The organism is Paenibacillus sp. J22P59 (assembly GCF_059383895.1).
In genome coordinates this window covers 166,679-186,951 of the sequence record NZ_JBXENX010000008.1, presented here as the reverse complement: position 1 = coordinate 186,951, position 20,273 = coordinate 166,679, and the positions used below count along the sequence as shown (strand labels likewise).

Below are 20,273 nucleotides of genomic sequence, written 5' to 3'. Positions count from 1 at the left end.
TCCGCCTCCTAAACATGGTAATATAAGGATAAATAAAGTAGACGGAGGTTAGGGATGGGAATAAGGAAACCCTTTATCAAAGCATTAATTGTAGGATTGCTGTTTGTTGTGCTTTATTATGCAGTTCAAATGGTGCGAGGCATGTATCTTACCACGACGTATGTGCCAGATATGATTGAGACCTATCAATCCGTGGATCATCTCGAGCATAAGGTTACATTTGGTTTAGCAGCAGGCCCATTATGGGGAGCCGCTGAAGGATTAGCCGTAATGCTGCTTGGAGTTCTGGTCTACTATACAGTCAGGCGGTTGAAAAGAAATAGACAAGTTAGGAATGACTAGCAGTGGGCATAAGGATTGTTCAAGCTTTACATATCAATGGTGATTTACATGCACTCATTCATAAACTGAATTTTGATAAGGCCCACCGGATTAACGGTGAGCCTTGTTTTCATTTATTCATGGGGTTGCTTCCACAATTTTGCCTTTAGGATCGGCAGCTACTTTGTGCAATTTTGAACCTAGCTCACGATCTGCTCTCCGCTGATATACATTGTTCCGAATAAGTGCGAATATGATGAGCAGCGTTCCGAAGCACTCATAGTAACTGATGGCATAGCCCTGAGCAGCCATGACCAGGAAGGTAGTAATCGGAACAAAATTAATAAATAAAATTCCATTAAGCGGTGATAGCAGCTTGATCCCCATATTCCAGCTGAGCAAGGCTGCCAGCCCTGGCAGCAGGATCATGAAGGACATCTCGTACTTGATCGACAGTAGGGTGTCCCAAGTTGGTACAGGCATAACCCCAGAGCTGGAGCCTAGCGCCACAATGACAAAAGAGACGGCGCTGCCGAGCAGACAGGTTAAAGTGGAATAGCGGAGAATCGACCAATCTCTGAATCGACTTCCTCCCATCGAATACACGACCCATCCTACAACGCCAATAAAAATCAACAGCAGTGGGAAAAGATGCTGCCCTGCCATCATGAAGAAAGCTAGTTTACCGTTGGTAATGACCAGTAGTGCACCGATAAGCGCGATTGCTGTACTCGTAAGGGTGTAGCTTTTGGGCGCTTTCTTATGTGTGATCCACAGAACCATAATAGAAATCATCGGCATGAGCACCTCCATGATTGAGGCGGCGACAGTGCCTGGCTCGCCCATTAGCTGCTGGCCGAAGAAGACGCACATATTATAGACGGTAAAGGCCATTGTCCCAAAGAACAACAATGATTTGCCTCTTCCCTCTAAGCGAAAAGCCGATTTCCCCTCTTTTATCCACAGCAGTACGCTGAGAATAATGCCAACGACCAAATAGCGAATAAATGAAAAGTAAAAGGGGTCAATTTGCTGCATCGCGACATGTGCTACAGGAAACATCGCCCCCCAAGACATACTTGCAATAAGGCATAGCAGTGACCCTTTGAAGATTTGTTTGCTTAGCATCTGATGCTCTCTCCCTAACCATAATCTGCCGAGTTGTTGTATATAGCCCATAATAGGGGGTTGAAACAATTTAGTAAAATGAATGTAAATAAAGTTTATCATCATTTATAATGATAATAGAATAACGAGCAGAGGGGCGGGCGCATTGGAGTTCAAGGACTTGAAGATTTTTCAGAGCGTTGCTGCACATGGAAGCATCAGTAAAGCCGCATTGGAGCTTAACTACGTGCAATCGAACGTAACCGCAAGAATTAAGCTGCTGGAGAAAGAGCTGGAGACGCCCTTATTTTATCGGCACAAGCGGGGAATGATTCTGAATACAGAAGGAAAACGGCTGCTTGAGCATTCCAGGGAAATTATATTGAAGATGGAGGAGCTAAAGAGCGCCTTTCACAATCATTCGAACCCTTCTGGCATTCTTCAGATTGGGATTGTGGAGACGGTAATCGCCCTTCCTGCTATATTGTCCGCCTACCACAGCAAATACCCGAATGTTGAATTGTCATTGGCAGCCGGAGTAACGGATCACTTGCTGCAAGAGGTTATAGATATGAAGCTGGATGGAGCATTTGTCACAGGACCGATCCGCCATCCTCTCATCGAACAGATCGAGGTTATACAAGAAAGGCTAGTTCTTGTAACCAAAGGGGATACCTTTTCGATGGAGGATATAACGACAAGGCCTCTTTTACTGTACAAAAAAGGATGCGGCTATCGCGGAAGACTGGAAAGCTGGATGAAGGTCGAGGGGATCGTCCCCAAGCAAATCATGGAATTCGGCACCTTTGGGACCATTATTGGCAGTGTCGCGGCAGGGATCGGCATTACGATCCTGCCTGAATCCTCGGTTATGGAGCTGGTTGCTAATGGTACAGTATTTGCCCATAGCTTGCCGGAGCCGTATCGTGAGGTCACAACGATCTTCATAAGGCGCAAGGATTCGCAGGTAACCAATACGCTGCAATGCTTTATTGATGAGATTGAGGCTCGAACAGGGATGGGGCAACTGCCACTGCCAGCACAATGATGGCGGTGCTCCCAGCCCTTTCAACACATGGCGTTTTGTGATAATATGTACACCTATATAGATAGATAAGGGAAGTGACCTTTAATGATAAACATAACGATTCCAACGCCGGATGTTAGCATTGACAAGCAAGTGGCGCCGCAGCTAAGCAACATTTATGGATTCACTGATTTCCACCTGATTCCGAGAGACAAGGGTGGTATCTTCATGTTCTATAACAAGAAGCATGAGCTGCTCTTCGTGGGCAAGGCAAGGAAGCTAAGACCAAGAATCAAGAAGCACTTTGAGGATTCTGTATCCGTAATCAAAGAGTACAGAGACGAAGTAACCAAGATCGATGTATGCGTGATCGAAGATCCCGTGCATAGAGAAATCTATGAGACCTACATTATTAATGAGCTTAAAGCCAAATACAATGTAGATAAAGTACTATACCGCTAAGTTATAAAAAAGCAATAAACGGGAATATCGTCGTTTATTGCTTTTTTTTGTGCCAATAAGCAGGCAGAGGGGAAAGAGCTTACTCTGCCTGCCTCTTCAAGGTAATGACCGTAAGCTCGGGGCGACAGTTAAAGCGTACCGGCATTCGAGTCATGCCAATGCCGCGATTGGTGTAGACTTGCAGCCGGCTGTGTGAAATTCGATACAAGCCATGAGAGTATTTGCTGCCATGGGGCGGTGTATATAAGGCTCCGAGGAAGGGGACTCGCACTTGGCCTCCATGGCTGTGGCCGGATAATTGCAGATCTATTGGGAGCCTGCTGTATTCATCTGCGAAATCGGGCTCATGTGCCAGCAGAATCGTACAAGCCTCATCCGGTATGTGAAGTAAGGCTTGTGCAATATCGGGCTTGCCTACCCAAGGATCATCTATTCCAGCAACATAAATCTGATCTGTTCCCCTGCTGAGGGCGATATGCTCGTTATGGAGGACATGGAAGCCGGCTTGCGACAAGCCGCGAGTTACTGCCTTGCGATTGCCGAATGCGTCATGGTTGCCTAGCACGGCATATTGCCCGAATGGGGCTTGCAGCTTGGATAATACATCTATCGCTTCTGTAATATAGCTTGTTGAGTGATCCAGCAGATCGCCCGTAAAGCAGATCAGATCGGGCTTGCTCTGCTTAACTTGCTCCACCAGCTCGGCTAGAAGCTCTGGCGATGAGTGAAACCCGAGATGCAGGTCACTGAAATGAACGATTCGAAGCTGATCGAAGGAAAGGGGCAGGCTGCGAATCGCGACCTCAACCGCAGTCACTTCAATCCAATAGGGCTCGATATAGCGGGAGTAGACACCGGATAAACTGGCTGCGCCAACTAGCGCGCAGCTCCACTGCACACTCTTTTTCAAAAATTTGCGTCGACTCATAGGTGTTGAGAGCATGGCGACCTCCGGGTATTAGGGATGATTGCGATAGAATCATCATAGTACCCGTATGTTACGTCAATGTGACAGCAGGTTCTCTGGAGCTATAGGCAAGGAGAAATAGAAGGTGATTTCGCCTTCATGCGCATGGAAGCCGAAGGGAGAGCTGTGCTTGTGCAAGATCGTTCTAACAATCGACAGGCCTAATCCTGTACCGCTAAGCTGCTTGTTGCGAGAGCTCTCCAGCACGAAGAATGGCTCCCATATGTTCTCCCAATTCACTCCGTCTGGAGCTCCATTAGTAATGGTGAAGGCAACGCTGCCAGCTTTATTTTCCAGTGAAATGCGAATCTGTCCGTTCGTTGTATACTTCATTGCATTGGAGATGAAATTATTAAGAACCATCTCTATTTTGTGTTCATCTGCCCATACTCGGGAATCGAGGAGCAAGCTATCATCTACAATGAGGGCAATACCCTGCTGCTCTATAGCAATACGATATTTCTGCAGCGTTCTATAGAGCAGCAGCTTGAAATCAAAGGGCCCTAGCTTATAGGACTCCGTCTGAAGCTTGGACAGCTCAAGCAATTGATTCACTAAATTCGTAATCTCATCCGTCTGCTCCTGAATCACATCGAGATAAGTGCCATCATCCATGCCGTCCTTTATTCCGGTCGAATAGGCTTTGATCAGGGCGAGCGGTGTCTTTAATTCATGTGAAATATTGGCGATGAACGTCCTCAAATTTTGATTTTTGCTTTCGAAGGCTTGATGGGCTTGCTCTAATTTATCGCTCATCTGATTGATGCTGCTGGCCAGAGATTCAATCTCATCGTTCGTCTTAATATGCACCTTGGTGAAGGACAGCTTGGCTATTCCATCGGCTGCTTCTTGAATCTTGGCAAGCGGCTGGACGATATGCCTAGTGAAGAGCCCTGACAGCAGAATGAGGAGCAGCAGCTCACCAGCATAAATATAGAGATTGAAATGATTAACGATGGCTAATGTTTCTGTGGAATGCGAGATGGATTCACCAATAACAAAAACGTTATCCTCTTTCTTCATGAAAGTAACGAGAAAGCTCGACTTGAGCTTTTGCTGATTATATATTTTTCTGACGACTTTGTTTTCGTTAAGCCTATTCATGCTCTCATCGGTGATCCAGAACTTGCTGAGCGTAATGCCTTTTTTATTCAAAAGGGTAATGATTACGTCATTTAATTCGTTAATATTTCTATTCGAGCTCGTATATACGATCGTCACGCCATGCTCATTCTCAAGGAACTCCACATCCCGGATTAAATGCTGGGTATCCATCGTCTCAAGCTGCTCAGTCAGCCTGGCCAGCTCATGCTTTTTTTGATACAGCAAATATTTGGGCAAGAAGAACGTATTCATGATAAAAGAAAAAATAACGACAAGCAAAAAAACGAGCGAAAGTCGCAGGATCAGCTTTTTATTCAGCTTATTCATGCGCTTCATCCAGACTATAGCCCATCCCTCTATGAGTTGTAATGATCGAATCCCCAATTTTCGCTCGTAGTCTGCGAATATGCGTATCGACCGTTCGTTCTTCCCCTATATAATCGAAGCCCCATACATGATCCAGCAACGCTTTTCGCGAAATAATGATTCCTTTATTCGCAATCAAATATTTCATTAAGTGGAACTCTTTATTCGTGGCCTGTATATCCTGTTTATTCCTGAAAATGCGTTGTCCCTCCATATCAATAATAAGCTCGCCAATATGAACCTGACTCTCAAGCTGCAATAGTTTTTTTACTCTTAGAATTAATATGCGCGGGTCAAAGGGCTTGCTGATATATTCGTCCGCACCTGATTGCAAGGCAATGAATTCATCCTCAGCTTCACCCTTGGCGGTTAGCAGCAGCACCTTCGTTGTTTTACTTTGTTGTTTGATCTCTTTGCACACTTGTATGCCGTTAAGCTTAGGCATCATCCAGTCGATAATAGCCAAATTGATTTTATTCGTATAAAAAAGATGGAGCGCTTCCTCTCCATCCTGTGCTAGAAAGGTTGTAAAGGCTTCCTTCTCCAAATAAGCTTGTAGAATCTTGAGCATGTAGGGCTCATCATCCGCGATTAATATGTTCATAACGAGCTCCTTAATTAGGAATGTCATGTGCAATTCCTTACTAAAATGCGCATGTTATCAGCTTTTCATACGGTTCTTCACGCTTGCAGCAACTAATATTGTTTTATTGTACACGGCTTTGTTCCTCCCTATATAGCATGTATAGACGGTAATGACTCTTATTCTATTGACTGGATGTTACGCCAATATGACAAAAATACTAGCAGTCTTTGAAGAATAATCGTGTTTTTATGGATTTTATAGGTATAGAGTCGCTATTTGTTCAGAATTTGTACATTGCTCACTGATATACTAGGACTATGTGCTTATTAATGAAAGATAGTTTTTGCAAAGGGGAGAACATCATGGGAGAGAAGAGTTCGAGCGTGCATGCAAGGAGGACAGCAAGCTGGGGGAAAAGAATAGCTATGCTCATGCTGGCTGTTATCATAGCTAGTGGTCAATGGATTGTAGGGCCTCCGGTGGTACAAGCAGGAGCAGCAGGAGGTGGAGGCACCTATTTTACGGACATAGATAATTGGGGTGGCGGCGCAGGTTCTACTCCAGCAGATGATGATATGGATGTTAGCATCAAGAACCAGAATAAAGTGACAGCAGATAACTATGCCAGATATCCGGTAGAATTCAAGATTGAGAATGTCGATCAGCTTCCAACGAAGAGTGCGCAATTTCTCATTCGTTCGTTTGATGTGGATGAATATAACCAACCGATAACATCGCCAGCGAATGGGGAGTGGGATCGTGTTTATTTTTCCTCCAATCCAGCTGATATTGCACTTGGTGCAGCCTATACGCCTTGGTCAACCGTGAAGGCTACTTGGGAGGATAAGATCAAGGCTTCCATGGTGGGCGTGAATGGACAAGACTATAAAAAAGAGATCAAAGAAGAAGCCTATCTGGGCGCGTTGTCAGGTAAAAACGAACTGTGGAATACCTCCGTTCTGACATTTAAGCCAGAAGAGTTTAACCGAATTGCGCTAGGCGATAATTACGTTGGTGTGACTATTCACCATTATTATCAGGATGTTCGAAGCGCAGGAGCGAACACCAACTGGAGTATGAAAGTGGATTGGGGTCAGCTTCTTATTGATGGAGGAGGTCGGAATACCGGAGAAATCACTAAGGCTGAGCTAAAGGTCGAAGCAGGCAAGGTAACAATCGACACAAGCTTTATTCCTAAGTTATCGGGCAATGATTTCTCTATGGAAGTGAACGTAATTGAAAAAACGACCGTGAATGGACAAGTCGTGGAAAGAAATATCGGCTTGGATAAGAAGCTATTCACTAATCCCGAAGAAGGGCAGCAGATAGATTGGAACAAAATTGTTCTTAGTGATGCAGGCATTAATCCATCCAAAGAATATTCGGTTAATATTATTCTATTTGATGACCGTGGCAACGGAGTAGAGTCGGAGAATAATACAAATCCAGGAATGGCGGAGCATATTGTAACCTTCTCTACGCTGGATCCGATTGTGGAGGATATCACCAAATCGGGCTTCCGCGCGGCTCCGACTTCGTTCACGAAGAATGATTTCAAGAATAAATTTTTGAAGGTCAATGGCAATGCGCCAAACGGAGAGCAGCTGCAAGCTGTGAGAGTTACTACCCTTCCAGACGCAGCCAAAGGAGCGTTGGAGCTTAATGGAGTTCCAGTTAATGCTGGGCAGCTCATCCCAGTGGCTGAGCTGGACCAATTGGCTTTCGTCCCTGTAGCGGGTGGCTTCGATGGTACGGTAGATTTCTTATGGAACGGCAATAATGGGCAATTATTCGCTCCCGAGGATGCCAAGGTGACGATTAATAGCTCTCCAGAAGTACAGGATATTCATGTCTATATGAAAGCGGGCGAACTGAACTTCCCATTCACTGGGGTTAACGATTTCATTCCTAGTTATGTAGATCCAGGTAATGAAACGATGGCGAAGGTTCAGATTAATACACTGCCGGATCCAGCCAAGGGCAAGCTTGTTCTGGTAGATAGTGAAGGTGGAGAAACAGACGTTACGACAGGGCAAGAGATTGCCGTTGCTGATCTAAGCAGCCTGAAGTTCGTTCCAGTTCCAGGAGTAACGGGTAAGGTTACGTTTGACTGGAACGGCTCTGATGGCTTGCAATATGCTCTTGTCGATAAGACGGTGACCATTACAATTAACAACCCGCCTGTTGTAGGAGATATAACAAGAACGGGTATCGTGGGCTCACCGATCAGCTTTACCGCAAATAACTTTGCAGCAGCTCCGGCTTATGTTGATCCAGATTCAGATGCTTTATCCCAAGTGAAAATTACATTGCCAGCAGGCTTTGCTGCTAGCGGTAGTCTGGGCTATCTGTCAGGTTCACAGAAAGTATATATTACACCAGGCGGTACAGCTATCCTTACAGCAGCTGAACTGAACAGCTTGCAATTCGAGCCTGCTTCGAGCTTGCCAGAGGACAGTGTCGTTACCTTCCCTTGGTATGGATTTGACGGGATGCACTTCTCGAACAGTCCAGCTAATGTAATCCTAACGTACAAGCAGCTTCCAACTGCTGAACCGTCCACAATCAATGAAGAAGAAGGCGTCTCCTCTATTACGATTGTCCTTGGAGGCAATGGCGGAGGTACAGTTACAGACTCTACTTATAACAGCATTGCTGCTGATCCTTTGAAGGGTGTTCTCTTGCAAGATCCTGCTGATCCTTCAGGGCTAACTTGGACGTATACACCGAATGCTGACTTCCAGCTCGGAACAGACAGCTTCACTTATACGATAAAAGACGCTGAAGGCATTGTCAGCAATCCCGTTGAGATTACGATTCATATTCATAAGGCGCTCGACGGATGGGCAGGCAATAAGAATCAAGGTGATTCCACAATTGTACGTGCTATTCCTGGCGAAGCGCTTCCTTTATCCGCGATAAGCTCTCAAGCGGCGAATGAGGTAAAAGCAACGGTAGCTGGTGTGGAGGTAGCATTAACGTTACAGAATACAGCTACTTGGGCAACGGATGGCTATAAGGTATGGGGGAAATCGGACTTCATCCTGCCATCAAGCACAGCAACAGGCTCCTATACGGTTACCTATGTCGCTCTGAATGGAGCGGGTAATCTTCTGCAGACGGAAGCAGCATCTCGATTAACGGATAACCACTTCAAGGTAGCAGGCGCTAATCTGTCCTTAACGGCCAATCCAGAGAAACTATTAGGCGACGGTCATTCCACGACGGATCTAACTGCCTTGCTGCTTGATGAGAATGGCGCTCCAGTTGCAGGGGTTGAGGTTGTCTTTACTGCTCCTCCTGGTACAGGCCGATTCATAGGACCGGGGAACCCTAGCCATGCAATAACTGATGCGCAGGGTAAAGCAACTGTAACGTATCAATCCGCTCAAATCACAGGGGTGAGTGAGCAGACGATTATTCTTACAGCAACCGCTCATGATGTTACTCTGGGCTTACATGCACAGGATGATGTTAGTATTACGTTCATGCCTGCTGTGATTCATGGAGTTATCACAAAGGGTGAGACCAATACACCAGTAGCTAATGCTACCGTAAGAGTCACGCTTGATCTTGATGGTGATGGTGTTATTACACCAGGTGTTGATTTTGACGAGACGGTTATTACCTCATGGGATGGATCTTATACTGTTATTGTGCCAAAGGGAGATGATGAGTATCAGCTGGAAGTTACCCAGTCGGTCAATATTGGCGGAGTAGCTACACCTGTTACTTACAAACAGACAGCTAAGGTCGACAAGGTTACAGGCGCCGGGCAAGAGAGCTTTGATTCCGAGAAGACCATTACCGGCCTTGTACTGTTCAAGCTGCCTAATGGGCAATCCTTTTTGTTCAATAATAAGATTCTGAGCAACGCGAGCGTTTATTTGAAAAAAGAAGATGGCACTTACGTATCTAGCAATGGCGTATCGACTGCCTTTGCGTTGAAGGATGGCGGCATATTCCATGCAGATGGACTAGCCGTGGGCAAATACGAGCTAGAGGTTCGTTACGAAATGGAGCCAGGCAAAGCAATTGTTCTTAACCGCACTCAGGTGAATGTGACAGCTTCTGGTGAGCTGAACATTAGCGAGGTGCTTGTTGACCCGTACGGAACAATTACAGATGCAGTAACTCATCAACCGATTGAAGGCGCTAAAGTCGTTCTTCATTATGCGAATACAGCAAGAAATATTGGAAAGGGCCTAACTCCGGGAGCAACAGTAACATTGCCGGAACTCGTTGGGTTTGCTCCTAATAACAACGCTAGTCCCGAACAGCTTAGCGACGTTAGCGGCCTCTATGCCTATATGGTCTATCCAGAAACGGATTATTATATCGTCGTAACGAAGACAGGCTATCAGAGCTATACGAGTCCGACCTTGTCCGTTGAATGGGATATTGTGAGACATGATCTGGCATTATCTCCGATTCAGACAGGAGGAGGAGGATCTACTCCGGTTCCAGAATCGAATATCGCGCTGAATCTTGCTTTGGATAAGAACAAAGTGAAGGAAGGCGGCGAATCTCAGATTACCGTTACGTATAAGAATGAGTCCAGCCAGCCTTTAGCTTCAGGGGAAATTAAAGTCACTCTTCCTGCAGGCGCAGAAGTTATAGATGCGGCAGGCGGTATCGTGACAGGAAATACAATCGTATGGAAAGTCTCGAATCTGACCGCTGGACAAGCAGGCCAATTCAAGCTCGTTGTGAAATGGCCACTGATTGATACAGCTGAGAAGATCTACGATATTCCGGGTGGATTCGTTACTGCGGGCAAGAGCGTAACTTCAACAGTGAAGGTTAATGTATTCTCAGATCGCTTCGGCGAACTCAAGCATTATCGTTATATTCTTGGTTACCCGGACAAAGAGTTCAAGCCGAACCAATCTATGACTCGTGCTGAGGTAGCTGCGATTGTAGCGCGTCTGACAGAGAACGTTGAAGTTGATTACAAGCTGCCTTACAAGGATATTCGTCCTGGTCACTGGGCAACCAATTATATCAAGATAGCAACGAAGCATGGTTATTTCGGTGGAGGGAAGGATGGACTGTTCCGTCCGGATGAACCGATAACACGCGCCGAGCTAGCTGCCGTTATGGCAAGGTTCCTCGATCTGGAGGTTAGCAAGCCTGCCAATGCTCACTTCACGGATACTACAGGCCACTGGGCAGGTAATATAATTGAATCTTTGTATAATGGCAAATTCCTAACCGGTTATACGAATGGCTCTTTCAAGCCGGACAATAATATTATTCGGGTAGAAGCTGTTACGATGATTAACCGTATGCTGTACCGTGGTCCGTTACTAGGACTTGCGCCATTATTCCCTGATATGCCAGAGAGCCATTGGGGCTTTGGAGAGGTACAGGAAGCAACGGTCTCGCATGAATCCTCCCGTAATGAGGATGGAAGCGAGAAATGGAGCAACAATCTTAGCGATGATATGAAATAAGCTATTGGTGAAGGAAGAAGGACTGTTGCGGCGCCAGATTCGGTGCTGAGGCAGTCCTTTTTTACAGAGGAGATGCTTGCCAGAGCGCGTTCAAAGCTTTACAGCTCTGGAACAATTGTCATATAGTAGATAGGCATAATTCCTATATATGCTTTTCTAAATAATGAATGGAGGACATGCTGTTATGTCTAGCTTGCCGAATTGCCCGCAATGTAACTCAGAATATACGTACGAAGATAATAATCTGTTGGTGTGCCCGGAATGTGCACATGAGTGGAGTTTGGAATCAGCAGCTGATGATAGCGAAGATACGAAGGTTGTTAAGGATGCCAACGGAAATATCCTGAATGATGGTGATTCTGTAACAATTATCAAGGACCTTAAAGTAAAAGGAAGCTCTTCTGTCTTGAAAATAGGCACAAAAGTAAAAAGTATCCGTCTGGTAGATGGCGATCACGATATTGATTGCAAAATCGACGGCTTCGGTGCCATGAAATTGAAATCCGAATTTGTGAAAAAGATATAATGATTTATATACAATAGCATGAGGCATGAATTTGTCTGCTCTCCGATATGGGGGGCTTTTTTTATTATAAATTCCATTCATTATCCTATAATTAACCAAAAGTAAATAATACTTAACAGGATAAAAATAAAGTATGTCGAATGTTAGTATTATCCTATTTTAAATATTAAATAATGAATTGATGAGGGATATGATGACGAATAATAACAATTTTCAAGTGAATTTGCAGGGAATTATTGACCTATTATCTAACCATCTTTATTCTGATCCAGGCGTCTTTATTAGAGAGCTGCTTCAGAATGGAGTGGATGCGATCACGGCTAGGAAGAGGCTGGGTCATTCTTTCGATGGGAAAGTATCAGTGGAGATATTCTCTTCTAATACATTATCATTCCAGGATAATGGATGTGGTTTAACAGCATTGGAGATCGAACAGTTTTTGGCACGAATCGGAAGTACAACCAAAAAAGAAGACCTGGATTCGTCAGATGATTTTATAGGTCAATTCGGCGTGGGCCTCTTATCCTGCTTCGTAGTTAGCGATGAGATTGTGTTGATTACTCGCTCCGCGCTGGAGGGCGATTCACTAGAGTGGAGAGGCCGACCGGACGGAACTTACCATATAAAAAAGCTGGAAAAAGAAGTGTCCATTGGCACAACGGTATATATAAAAGCGAAGCCGGAATACGAAGAATATTTCGAGTTCTATCAAGTAGAAGGACTGCTGGAGAAATTCGGACAATTTCTAGAGACGCCCATCTATTTGAAGGAGGAAAATTACGAGCAGCGAATTAATGAGTCCCTGCCTCCATGGAAATTAGATAAAGAAGCTGCTGTGCAATATTTGGAGCAGTCTACCTATAATAAAGTGATGGATATTATTCCACTTCACTCTTCTCTAGGAGGAATAGAAGGAGTTGCTTACATCCTTCCTTATTCCGTCAGCTTGCAGGATGAAAAGAAGCATAAAGTGTATCTAAAGAACATGCTGCTTTCAGACAAGATGAATAACATATTGCCTTCATGGGCTTTTTTTGTGAGCGGTATTATCAACACCAATAGTTTACGGCCGACCGCATCAAGGGAGTCCTTCCAAGAAAATGATTTATTCTACACAGTAAGAGAAGAACTAGGAGAATGCATCAAACGATATCTTATTTCACTAGCAGAGAACAACTCAGAGCTGTTAAAGCGGATTATTCTCGTTCATTATGCTTCTATTAAAGCAATGGCCGTTGAAGATGATGATTTGTATGAGCTCTTTATCCGTCATCTTAGTTTTGAGACCTCTTTTGGGGATATGAGTATGGAGGATATAAGCAATAGCCACAGCTCTATTATGCTTACTTCCAACCTCGATGAATTTAGACAGATTGCCAGAGTGGCTAAATCCCAGAATCTAATGGTTATTAATGGAGGATATGTTCACGATTTTGAGCTTGTCCGCAAGGTTTCCACAGTAATAGAGCATGTGACTCTCAACGTTGTGGATATTCTGGAATTCTCTAATCGTTTCGAGAAATTAAATCAGATCGAGCAGAAGGAGGTCCAGCCCTTCCTTGATTTCTCTGACAAGCTGCTAGAACGTTATCAATGCCGTAGCTTAGTAAGATGGTTCGAGCCCGCAGATTTGCCTGTTCTGTATAATACGAACCAAGAAGTTAACTTTTTTAAGCTGGCGGAGGAAAGTGAAGAAACAGCTAATTCATTGTTCGCCGATATCGTCCAAGTGATTAGAACAGAGTTATATGAACAGCCATTCGCCAGGCTGTGCTATAACTACAATAACCCAATTGTACGTAAGGCTATTGATTCCAATGATTCCAGCCTTCAAAAGATATGTATTGAGTTATTCTATACGCAATCTTTATTGATGGGCAATCATCCCCTGAGTGCCGATGAATTGAAGCTTATGAATGATTCCTTGCTGCAATTTATGAATATGGGCCTAGATCAGGTGGTGAAGTGATAGCATGAAGAATCGTTACGATGAGTTAAAACGCGAGACGTGGAGAATGCCGGATGGAAAGCAGAAGCTAGCTTTATTGGAGGAGTCTATTCGTCTTGCAGATAAATATCTAACAGAAGAAGACGCTTATGACGCAAGGATGGGATATTCCTCTGCAGCCTTGGATTGCGGCTGTCCAGAAAGAATATTTATTTCATTCTCATGGTGTTTGGCCAAATTCGAGCAGCAGCCAAGCGAATATTCAAGCTCAACAATTATGTGGCATTATAAATGGGTATTAGAACAGGTGTGGAGGCTTCCTCAATTCAGTAGGGAGAAAATAGAACAGGTATTTGATGATTTCCGCGAAAAATGCTTGAAGTACGGATATTCTCTAAGGACTTATTATCAAAAAAAGGTGAGCATGCTGCTGTCCATGGGGGATTTGCAGGAAGCTGCCCATTATTATCGACAATGGAGAGCTGCACCGAGAGATGAGCTATCCGACTGCAAGGCCTGTGAGCAAAATTTATTTGGCATATACTATTTTGAGATTAATCATAATAAAAGAGGAATGCAGGCTGTCAAGCCGATATTAGAGGGTAAGATGAGATGCCGTGTTATTCCGCAAAATACCTATAGTCACATTGTCAGCCCTTTACTAAAATTGGGCGAATTTGATCAGGCCATTAGCGTAGCGAATAAAGCCTTTAACTCTATAGAGGGCCCTCCATATTTGGAGGAATACGGCATCTTTATGGAATTTTTCACGGTCACCGATATGAAGAAGGCTGTAAAATTATATGAGCGAACGATTGGATTGGGATTAGAGTGCAGAATGCCATGGGATCGGCTGCACTATTTACTTTCTGTCCGTCTCTTTCTTCAGGAATGGAGCAAGGCTAAGCGAAGGAAAAAACTAATCGAATCGGATAAGGTGACTTTGGAATGGCTGAATGAAGAAATTGATGGTCTCGTCCATTCTTTTAATACAAGAAACGGCAATGACTATTTGAATACATACATTAAGGAGAAACAAATGAATTTTGATCGTGTAGTTGCTGCATACCGTCACGCACAATAAGCAATTGGTATAACAGGCGGTTGCTTTTTAACCTTAATTCGTATAGTATTAATTTGTTTATAAAATTGGAAGAGGTGGGAATATGAGGGGTAATAATAAGGGCGTTACCTTTTCTTATTTCTGCTTTGTTGAAACGCTAGAGCTATTATGCTCTAGTGTTTTTTTATTGTTCAGGAGGTGGAGTGAGTGATGAAATACAAGCGAGTTCTAATTAAACTAAGCGGCGGGGCAGTTGCAGGAAGCAGCGAGTTTGGCTTTGAGCCGGAGAGGCTGGAGCATATCGCGAGTGAAGTCATGTCTGTTGTGGATATGGGAGTTGAGGTATCACTTGTTATTGGCGGAGGCAATATTTTTCGTGGTAATATGGCAGAGAGCTGGGGGATCGAGAGAGCAGAGGCAGATAACATTGGGACCTTGGCGACGGTCATCAACAGCTTGATGCTCAGAGGCGTTCTGAAAGCCAAAATGAATAAAGAAGTGAGAGTAATGACATCTTTGCCGGCGTTCTGGAGGCAGACCCTAAATACAATAAAGAAGCGAGGAAGTTCAAGTCTCTTCATTACAATGACGTTATTCATAACAATCTGAAGGTCATGGATCAGTCCGCATTCATACTGGCAAGGGACTATAATCTGCCGATGCATGTCTTTAATTTCGATAGGCCGGGTTCAATGAAAGAGATTTGTGAAGGTAAGCTTAATGGTACAATCATTAGCAATGAATCCGTTCTGGAGCTAGAAGAACAATAGCTAGGTACCTATTCTGCGTATAAGGAGCTGACATAATGAACTGGAGTTCTCGGGACCCTTTCTTGAGGCAGGTCCAATTGGAGAGGGATTTTATCCCCTCCTTCGATTGCTATCCATTCAACCTTGGAGCTATTAGAAGCTTGCATCAGCTAGAGCTTCATCCCAAGGTGACTTATATTGTTGGCGAGAATGGAATGGGCAAGTCAACACTAATGGAGTCTATTGCCGTTGCATGGGGCTTTAATGCAGAGGGCGGAACGAAAAATTTTAACTTTTCGACGCAATCGACCCATTCTAATCTGCATGAATTTATTCGGCTGGTTCGTGGAGCCTATAAGCCTCAGGACGGCTTCTTCTTCCGAGCGGAAAGCTATTATAACTTGGCAACCAATATGGAAGAGCTGGACATACAAATCGGCGCTGGTCGATCAATTAAAGATTCTTATGGCGGCAAGTCACTCCATGAGCAATCTCATGGGGAGTCATTTTTTGCAACCTTTGTTCACCGTTTCGGGGCACAAGGCCTATATATTCTGGATGAGCCAGAGGCTGCGCTGTCCCCATTGCGGCAGATGGCGCTGCTCTCCCGTATTCATGAGCTGGTTCAGGAAAACGCACAGTTTATTATATCCACTCATTCTCCGATTGTTATGGCTTACCCTGACTCCATTATCTATAACCTAACGACAGACGGCATTGAAACCAAGCTGCTCGAAGAAACGGACCATTATATGATTATGAAAGAGTTCATGAATAACAAAGACAGAATGCTCAGGGAGTTATTCGACGAACGGGATAACGAATGAGTGATGAGCCAGATCAATACGAAGGAGTAGGGAATACCTTTGATGAGGTATTCTTTTTTTTGCGCTAAAAATTTGACTAATATATATTTCTTTTTGACAAATATACTTGTCAAATTGTTTAAGATCATTTACAATAATCGGAAAGAGGTGATGTGGTTTGAAGACTCGGCTGAAGGAGCTTCGGGCAAGAGACGGCTTGAATCAAACACAACTGGCGAAGCTCGCCAAAGTATCAAGGCAGACGATTAGCTTAATAGAACGTGAGGAGTTCATGCCTTCTTTATTAATCGCTGTTCGTATTGCACGTATATTCCAAGAGCCTGTAGAGAACATATTTTTCTTTGGGGAGGATGAATAACAGATGAAATTATTGAAGCAATTATTAATAGGCGGTGCGCTTGGATTCATCGGGGCTACTATTATATTGTCTAGTTCGAAAATCGACTTTGTCCAATATGCTGATGCAGCTATTGTAGGCTTATTTACAATCATCGCTATTTTGTTGGGACTAAGCACGTTATTATATCGGCAAGTGAAAAAGCTGAATAACATCCCATTCACAGGCGATGAGGAGGATGAGGCGGATGCTCGTAAGTATAAAAAATTTGCTGACTACTCTTTGTTCGCTAATTCAAGCATAACCCTATCTACTTTAGCTCTAACCATTGCACTTATTACAACGCCCAAGGCTTCTTACATCCTGATTGCGATTATAGCTTTGCTGACTAGCTATCTATATACCGTGTACATGATTCATTTAATGCGGCTTGTATATCCAGATCGCAACATTCCAAGTGTATCTGATCCCCAATATGCAGAGAAGCTGTTGGAGATCTCAGATGAGGGTGAAAAACATGTTATCCTGCATGGCCTATACAAATCTCACCAGTTATTCAACGTTGTCTTAATACTTGCTATCGGGGCTGCAACTCTTTATTCCTTGGTGACAGATCGGTCGCAACTGTTTTCCATTATTGTGATGTGTATCGTATTGCTTCTGGTTAACGGAAAGTATTTATTCGCTGTTCGTAATAAATAGTAAAACAAGGATGCTGCGAGAAGCAGCATCCTTGTTTTATCGCAAATAAATTGCAGTAATGAGTTAATTCTCCTCTGGCACAACTACTTCGATATAACGAGGCAGAATTTGAAGATTTATAGGCAAGAGGGGGCCTTCTTCACCATCTATATTGGTCTTGACTGGCTCGGTTGAGTCTACGCTTACTTGCTGTGCTGTAAAGTAGACGACATCTTTATGATCCTTGAAGCCGCCAAATAGCAAAGATAAGCTTGCTGTAAATGTATTAAGTATATTCAAATCTTGGATGATAAAACAATGAATTAGACCATCATCAACGGCAGCATCAGGCGAAAGTCTTTTGAAGCCCCCGACTGAATTGGTTAACGCCGCAAGAAACAGCGGAGATTCTCCCTTCCATGTCTGATCATCATATTGAATCGTTAGAGGATGGGCAGAATTGTTCCAGAGCTCTTTGATGCCTTCTTTGAAGTAAGCCAAAGCGCCTAGCCTGGATTTATCCTCTGATGATACAGAAGAGAGCGACTCCGCGAAGGAGCCGGCGGCAACAACGTTGGCGAACAGCCGATCATTTATTTTACCCATATCCACGGTTTTGACATTAGAAGAAGTGAGTGTCTGGATGGCCTGCTCCGGATTCAATGGGATTTCCAAGGCACGGGCAAAATCGTTGACTGTCCCAAGAGGCACTACTGCAAGCTTCGGACGATGGTGCTGATTGACCAGTCCATTAATCGTTTCGTGCAGCGTCCCATCTCCGCCGATGGATACTACCAGATCATAGCACTGCTCGCAGGCGGTAATACAGAATTTTGTGGCATCCAGTTCTTTCTCTGTCTCATTCACGGTAACGAGGTATCCTTGCTCATGCAAAATCTTTTGAACACTGCTGACATATTCGAGTGCTTCTTCTTTACCGGAGGAGGGATTAATAATGATCATGGCGTGTTTCATAGACACATTCCTCTATTCTTTGGCAGTAGTTTGATATTACCTATCATTACCCCAAAAAACGGCTTTGACCCTTATTATAGAAGAAGAAAATGATCATTTTTTTACTTTTTTTTCATGGCGCAGCAGCCAGTCTTTTCGAGAAAGACCACCGCCATAGCCTCCCAGCTCGCCATTCGCGTTAATGACTCGGTGACAAGGGATAACAAGAGCGAGCTGATTGGCGCCATTGGCTTGAGCGACAGCTCGGAAGGCGGTTGGTCTGCCGAGTGCGTTGGCAATATCGGAATAGGAGCGAGTCTCGCCGGGCGGTATCTTCATTAATTGCTCCCATACACTTATCTGAAAAGGAGAACCCAATAGAAAGAGCGGCGTTCTGAATTCGGTTAGCGTTCCATTAAAGTAGCTGGTTAGTTCTTCCCCCATGGACTCAATCGCAGCGGTAGTTCCCGGAATGATGGCGGATTTGGTTCTTGTTCGTAGTCGTTCTACCTCGCGCTCCAGCCCCCGGCGATCAACAAATTCTAATAGGTAAATCGAATGATCATCCCCAATCGCGATCATGGGTCCAAGCTGGGTATCAATCCATGAGGCCTTTAGAACCTTGCTATGCTCCAATAAAGTTGGAGCTGCTCCCATAATTCGAGAGAATGCATCTCTGAAGCCACTGCTGGATTCATATCCGGTACTCAATTGCGCATCAATGATCGTATGGCCAGACCGTATATTTTTCAAGGCAAGACCCATGCGGCGGGCACGTGCATATTCAACGAAGGTCATGCCGAATCTTTTTTTGAATTGGCGGCGTGCCGTAGACTCATCGACCGAGAGCTCCCTGAAATCCTGTGTTTTCCATCGTTTCTCAGGATTACTCTCCACAGCTTCTACAAGCAGACGAACAGAATCGGATACATGATTGGGATGGGATAAAGGACGGCACCGCTGACAGGGGCGATAAGAGGCAAGCAACGCTTGCTGGGCCGTCTCGTAAAACTCGCAGTTCTCAAACTTTGGCTTGCGCGCAGGGCAGGTTGGCCGACAAAATACACCGGTAGTTTTAACTCCTACATAAAATACACCTTCATATTCCGTTCTCTTTTCTAACAATGCCCTATAATATTCTTCGTTAAGCTCGGCAGGTATCATTCTGGCACCCTCTAAATTTGGATTATGGATTTATTATATCCTCTCCTGCAATAAGGCATAGCCGAAAATCAGGCATCTATTTTTTATATAATTGATTGTCCATCCTCTCCCACAACGTTATGTAAATCCCTTGCTTCGATGGAATGATCTTGGCAGCACGGAACTTAATATCTGTATGTCTAACAGTTAGATTGGAATCATGGTTTTGCTTTCATGCAGCTGGAATGTACAAAGTAACCTCTCTTTGTGGTGTGCGGTTTAGTAGTTCCTCTATTTACTAAGGAAAGGTCCTTATATTTACGGTATCCATTCAGAGATTCGATATCATAATACGAATGATAACGCAGGTGTTATTCATTAAGGAACATGTTTCGTTAATTTGTGAATCCCATTTACGCTGTTCCACCCTATATGCCGGCAAAAAAACGAGATAATGAAGCTGGGTTCACTAGTGGGAAACCAAGCTTCTCGACTACGAACCTTAGTGACGCTAATCCTCGAATACACTTGTAGAGTAGTCCTGTTAGCGACAAATAGCCTCATACAATAGAGAAAAGGCCTCGCAGTAGGGTCCTCCAGCTTGTATACATGCTTTATTCCCTCATCTGTTTGTCTAGCACGTAGTAAA

16 protein-coding genes and 2 pseudogenes are annotated in these 20,273 nt (G+C 44.2%); 11 read left to right on the top strand and 7 right to left on the bottom strand.

Going from position 1 to position 20,273, the window contains the following annotated elements; genetic code table 11:
• Positions 1-54 precede the first annotated feature (54 nt).
• Positions 55-342, top strand: coding sequence for a hypothetical protein (locus AC50YO_RS15685; RefSeq protein ID WP_494848423.1), 288 nt, complete (start codon positions 55-57; stop codon positions 340-342).
• 117 nt (positions 343-459) lie between these two features.
• Here the strand turns inward: AC50YO_RS15685 and AC50YO_RS15680 are convergent, their stop codons facing one another.
• Positions 460-1,449, bottom strand: coding sequence for a DMT family transporter (locus AC50YO_RS15680; RefSeq protein WP_494848421.1), 990 nt, complete (start codon positions 1,447-1,449; stop codon positions 460-462).
• Positions 1,450-1,594: 145 nt separating this feature from the next.
• On the opposite strand from AC50YO_RS15680, the gene AC50YO_RS15675 reads away from it, so the two are divergent.
• Entirely contained in the window at positions 1,595-2,476 is an 882-nt protein-coding gene (locus AC50YO_RS15675; RefSeq protein ID WP_494848419.1) for a LysR family transcriptional regulator, read from the top strand.
• A gap of 84 nt (positions 2,477-2,560) precedes the next feature.
• On the top strand, positions 2,561-2,917 hold the full coding sequence (locus AC50YO_RS15670; RefSeq protein WP_494848417.1) for a nucleotide excision repair endonuclease: 357 nt from the start codon (positions 2,561-2,563) through the stop codon (positions 2,915-2,917).
• Between the two features lie 79 nt (positions 2,918-2,996).
• On the opposite strand, the gene AC50YO_RS15665 is transcribed toward AC50YO_RS15670, so the two are convergent.
• The 3 genes from AC50YO_RS15665 to AC50YO_RS15655 form a co-directional block, all read right to left on the bottom strand.
• Positions 2,997-3,845 (bottom strand): metallophosphoesterase, encoded by an 849-nt coding sequence (locus AC50YO_RS15665; RefSeq protein ID WP_494848416.1) that lies wholly within the window; start codon positions 3,843-3,845, stop codon positions 2,997-2,999.
• Positions 3,846-3,920: 75 nt separating this feature from the next.
• Positions 3,921-5,315, bottom strand: a complete 1,395-nt coding sequence (locus AC50YO_RS15660) for a sensor histidine kinase (RefSeq protein ID WP_494848414.1) — start codon at positions 5,313-5,315, stop codon at positions 3,921-3,923.
• On the bottom strand, positions 5,308-5,958 hold the full coding sequence (locus AC50YO_RS15655; protein WP_494848412.1) for a response regulator transcription factor: 651 nt from the start codon (positions 5,956-5,958) through the stop codon (positions 5,308-5,310). The genes AC50YO_RS15660 and AC50YO_RS15655 overlap by 8 nt, the downstream gene beginning before the upstream one ends.
• A 344-nt stretch (positions 5,959-6,302) precedes the next feature.
• Here AC50YO_RS15655 and AC50YO_RS15650 point away from each other — a divergent pair, with 344 nt between their 5' ends.
• The 8 genes and pseudogenes from AC50YO_RS15650 to AC50YO_RS15615 all read left to right on the top strand — a co-directional run bounded on the left by AC50YO_RS15650 (position 6,303) and on the right by AC50YO_RS15615 (position 17,548).
• Positions 6,303-11,396 carry an S-layer homology domain-containing protein gene (locus AC50YO_RS15650; RefSeq protein ID WP_494848411.1) on the top strand — a complete coding sequence of 1,698 codons (5,094 nt, stop codon included), beginning with the start codon at positions 6,303-6,305 and terminating at the stop codon, positions 11,394-11,396.
• A gap of 184 nt (positions 11,397-11,580) precedes the next feature.
• Positions 11,581-11,922, top strand: a complete 342-nt coding sequence (locus AC50YO_RS15645) for a zinc ribbon domain-containing protein YjdM (protein WP_494848410.1) — start codon at positions 11,581-11,583, stop codon at positions 11,920-11,922.
• A 193-nt stretch (positions 11,923-12,115) separates the two neighbouring features.
• The gene (locus tag AC50YO_RS15640) at positions 12,116-13,891 is read left to right on the top strand and encodes an HSP90 family protein (RefSeq protein WP_494848409.1); all 1,776 of its coding nucleotides are present in this window, start codon (positions 12,116-12,118) and stop codon (positions 13,889-13,891) included.
• Between the two features lie 4 nt (positions 13,892-13,895).
• Positions 13,896-14,954 (top strand): hypothetical protein, encoded by a 1,059-nt coding sequence (locus tag AC50YO_RS15635; protein WP_494848407.1) that lies wholly within the window; start codon positions 13,896-13,898, stop codon positions 14,952-14,954.
• A 186-nt stretch (positions 14,955-15,140) separates the two neighbouring features.
• Positions 15,141-15,703: pseudogene (locus AC50YO_RS15630) on the top strand (uridine monophosphate kinase).
• Positions 15,704-15,738: 35 nt separating this feature from the next.
• Positions 15,739-16,509, top strand: a complete 771-nt coding sequence (locus AC50YO_RS15625; RefSeq protein WP_494848406.1) for an AAA family ATPase — start codon at positions 15,739-15,741, stop codon at positions 16,507-16,509.
• A gap of 157 nt (positions 16,510-16,666) precedes the next feature.
• Entirely contained in the window at positions 16,667-16,867 is a 201-nt protein-coding gene (locus AC50YO_RS15620) for a helix-turn-helix transcriptional regulator (RefSeq protein ID WP_494848405.1), read from the top strand.
• A gap of 3 nt (positions 16,868-16,870) precedes the next feature.
• The gene (locus tag AC50YO_RS15615; RefSeq protein WP_494848404.1) at positions 16,871-17,548 is read left to right on the top strand and encodes a DUF3169 family protein; all 678 of its coding nucleotides are present in this window, start codon (positions 16,871-16,873) and stop codon (positions 17,546-17,548) included.
• Between the two features lie 63 nt (positions 17,549-17,611).
• Here the strand turns inward: AC50YO_RS15615 and AC50YO_RS15610 are convergent, their stop codons facing one another.
• The 3 genes and pseudogenes from AC50YO_RS15610 to AC50YO_RS15600 form a co-directional block, all read right to left on the bottom strand.
• Entirely contained in the window at positions 17,612-18,502 is an 891-nt protein-coding gene (locus tag AC50YO_RS15610) for a diacylglycerol/lipid kinase family protein (protein WP_494848402.1), read from the bottom strand.
• Between the two features lie 93 nt (positions 18,503-18,595).
• Positions 18,596-19,645, bottom strand: coding sequence for a bifunctional transcriptional activator/DNA repair enzyme AdaA (locus tag AC50YO_RS15605; protein ID WP_494848399.1), 1,050 nt, complete (start codon positions 19,643-19,645; stop codon positions 18,596-18,598).
• Positions 19,646-19,721: 76 nt separating this feature from the next.
• Positions 19,722-19,826 (bottom strand): annotated as a pseudogene (locus AC50YO_RS15600) (hypothetical protein); the annotation flags it as partial.
• Positions 19,827-20,273 lie beyond the last annotated feature (447 nt).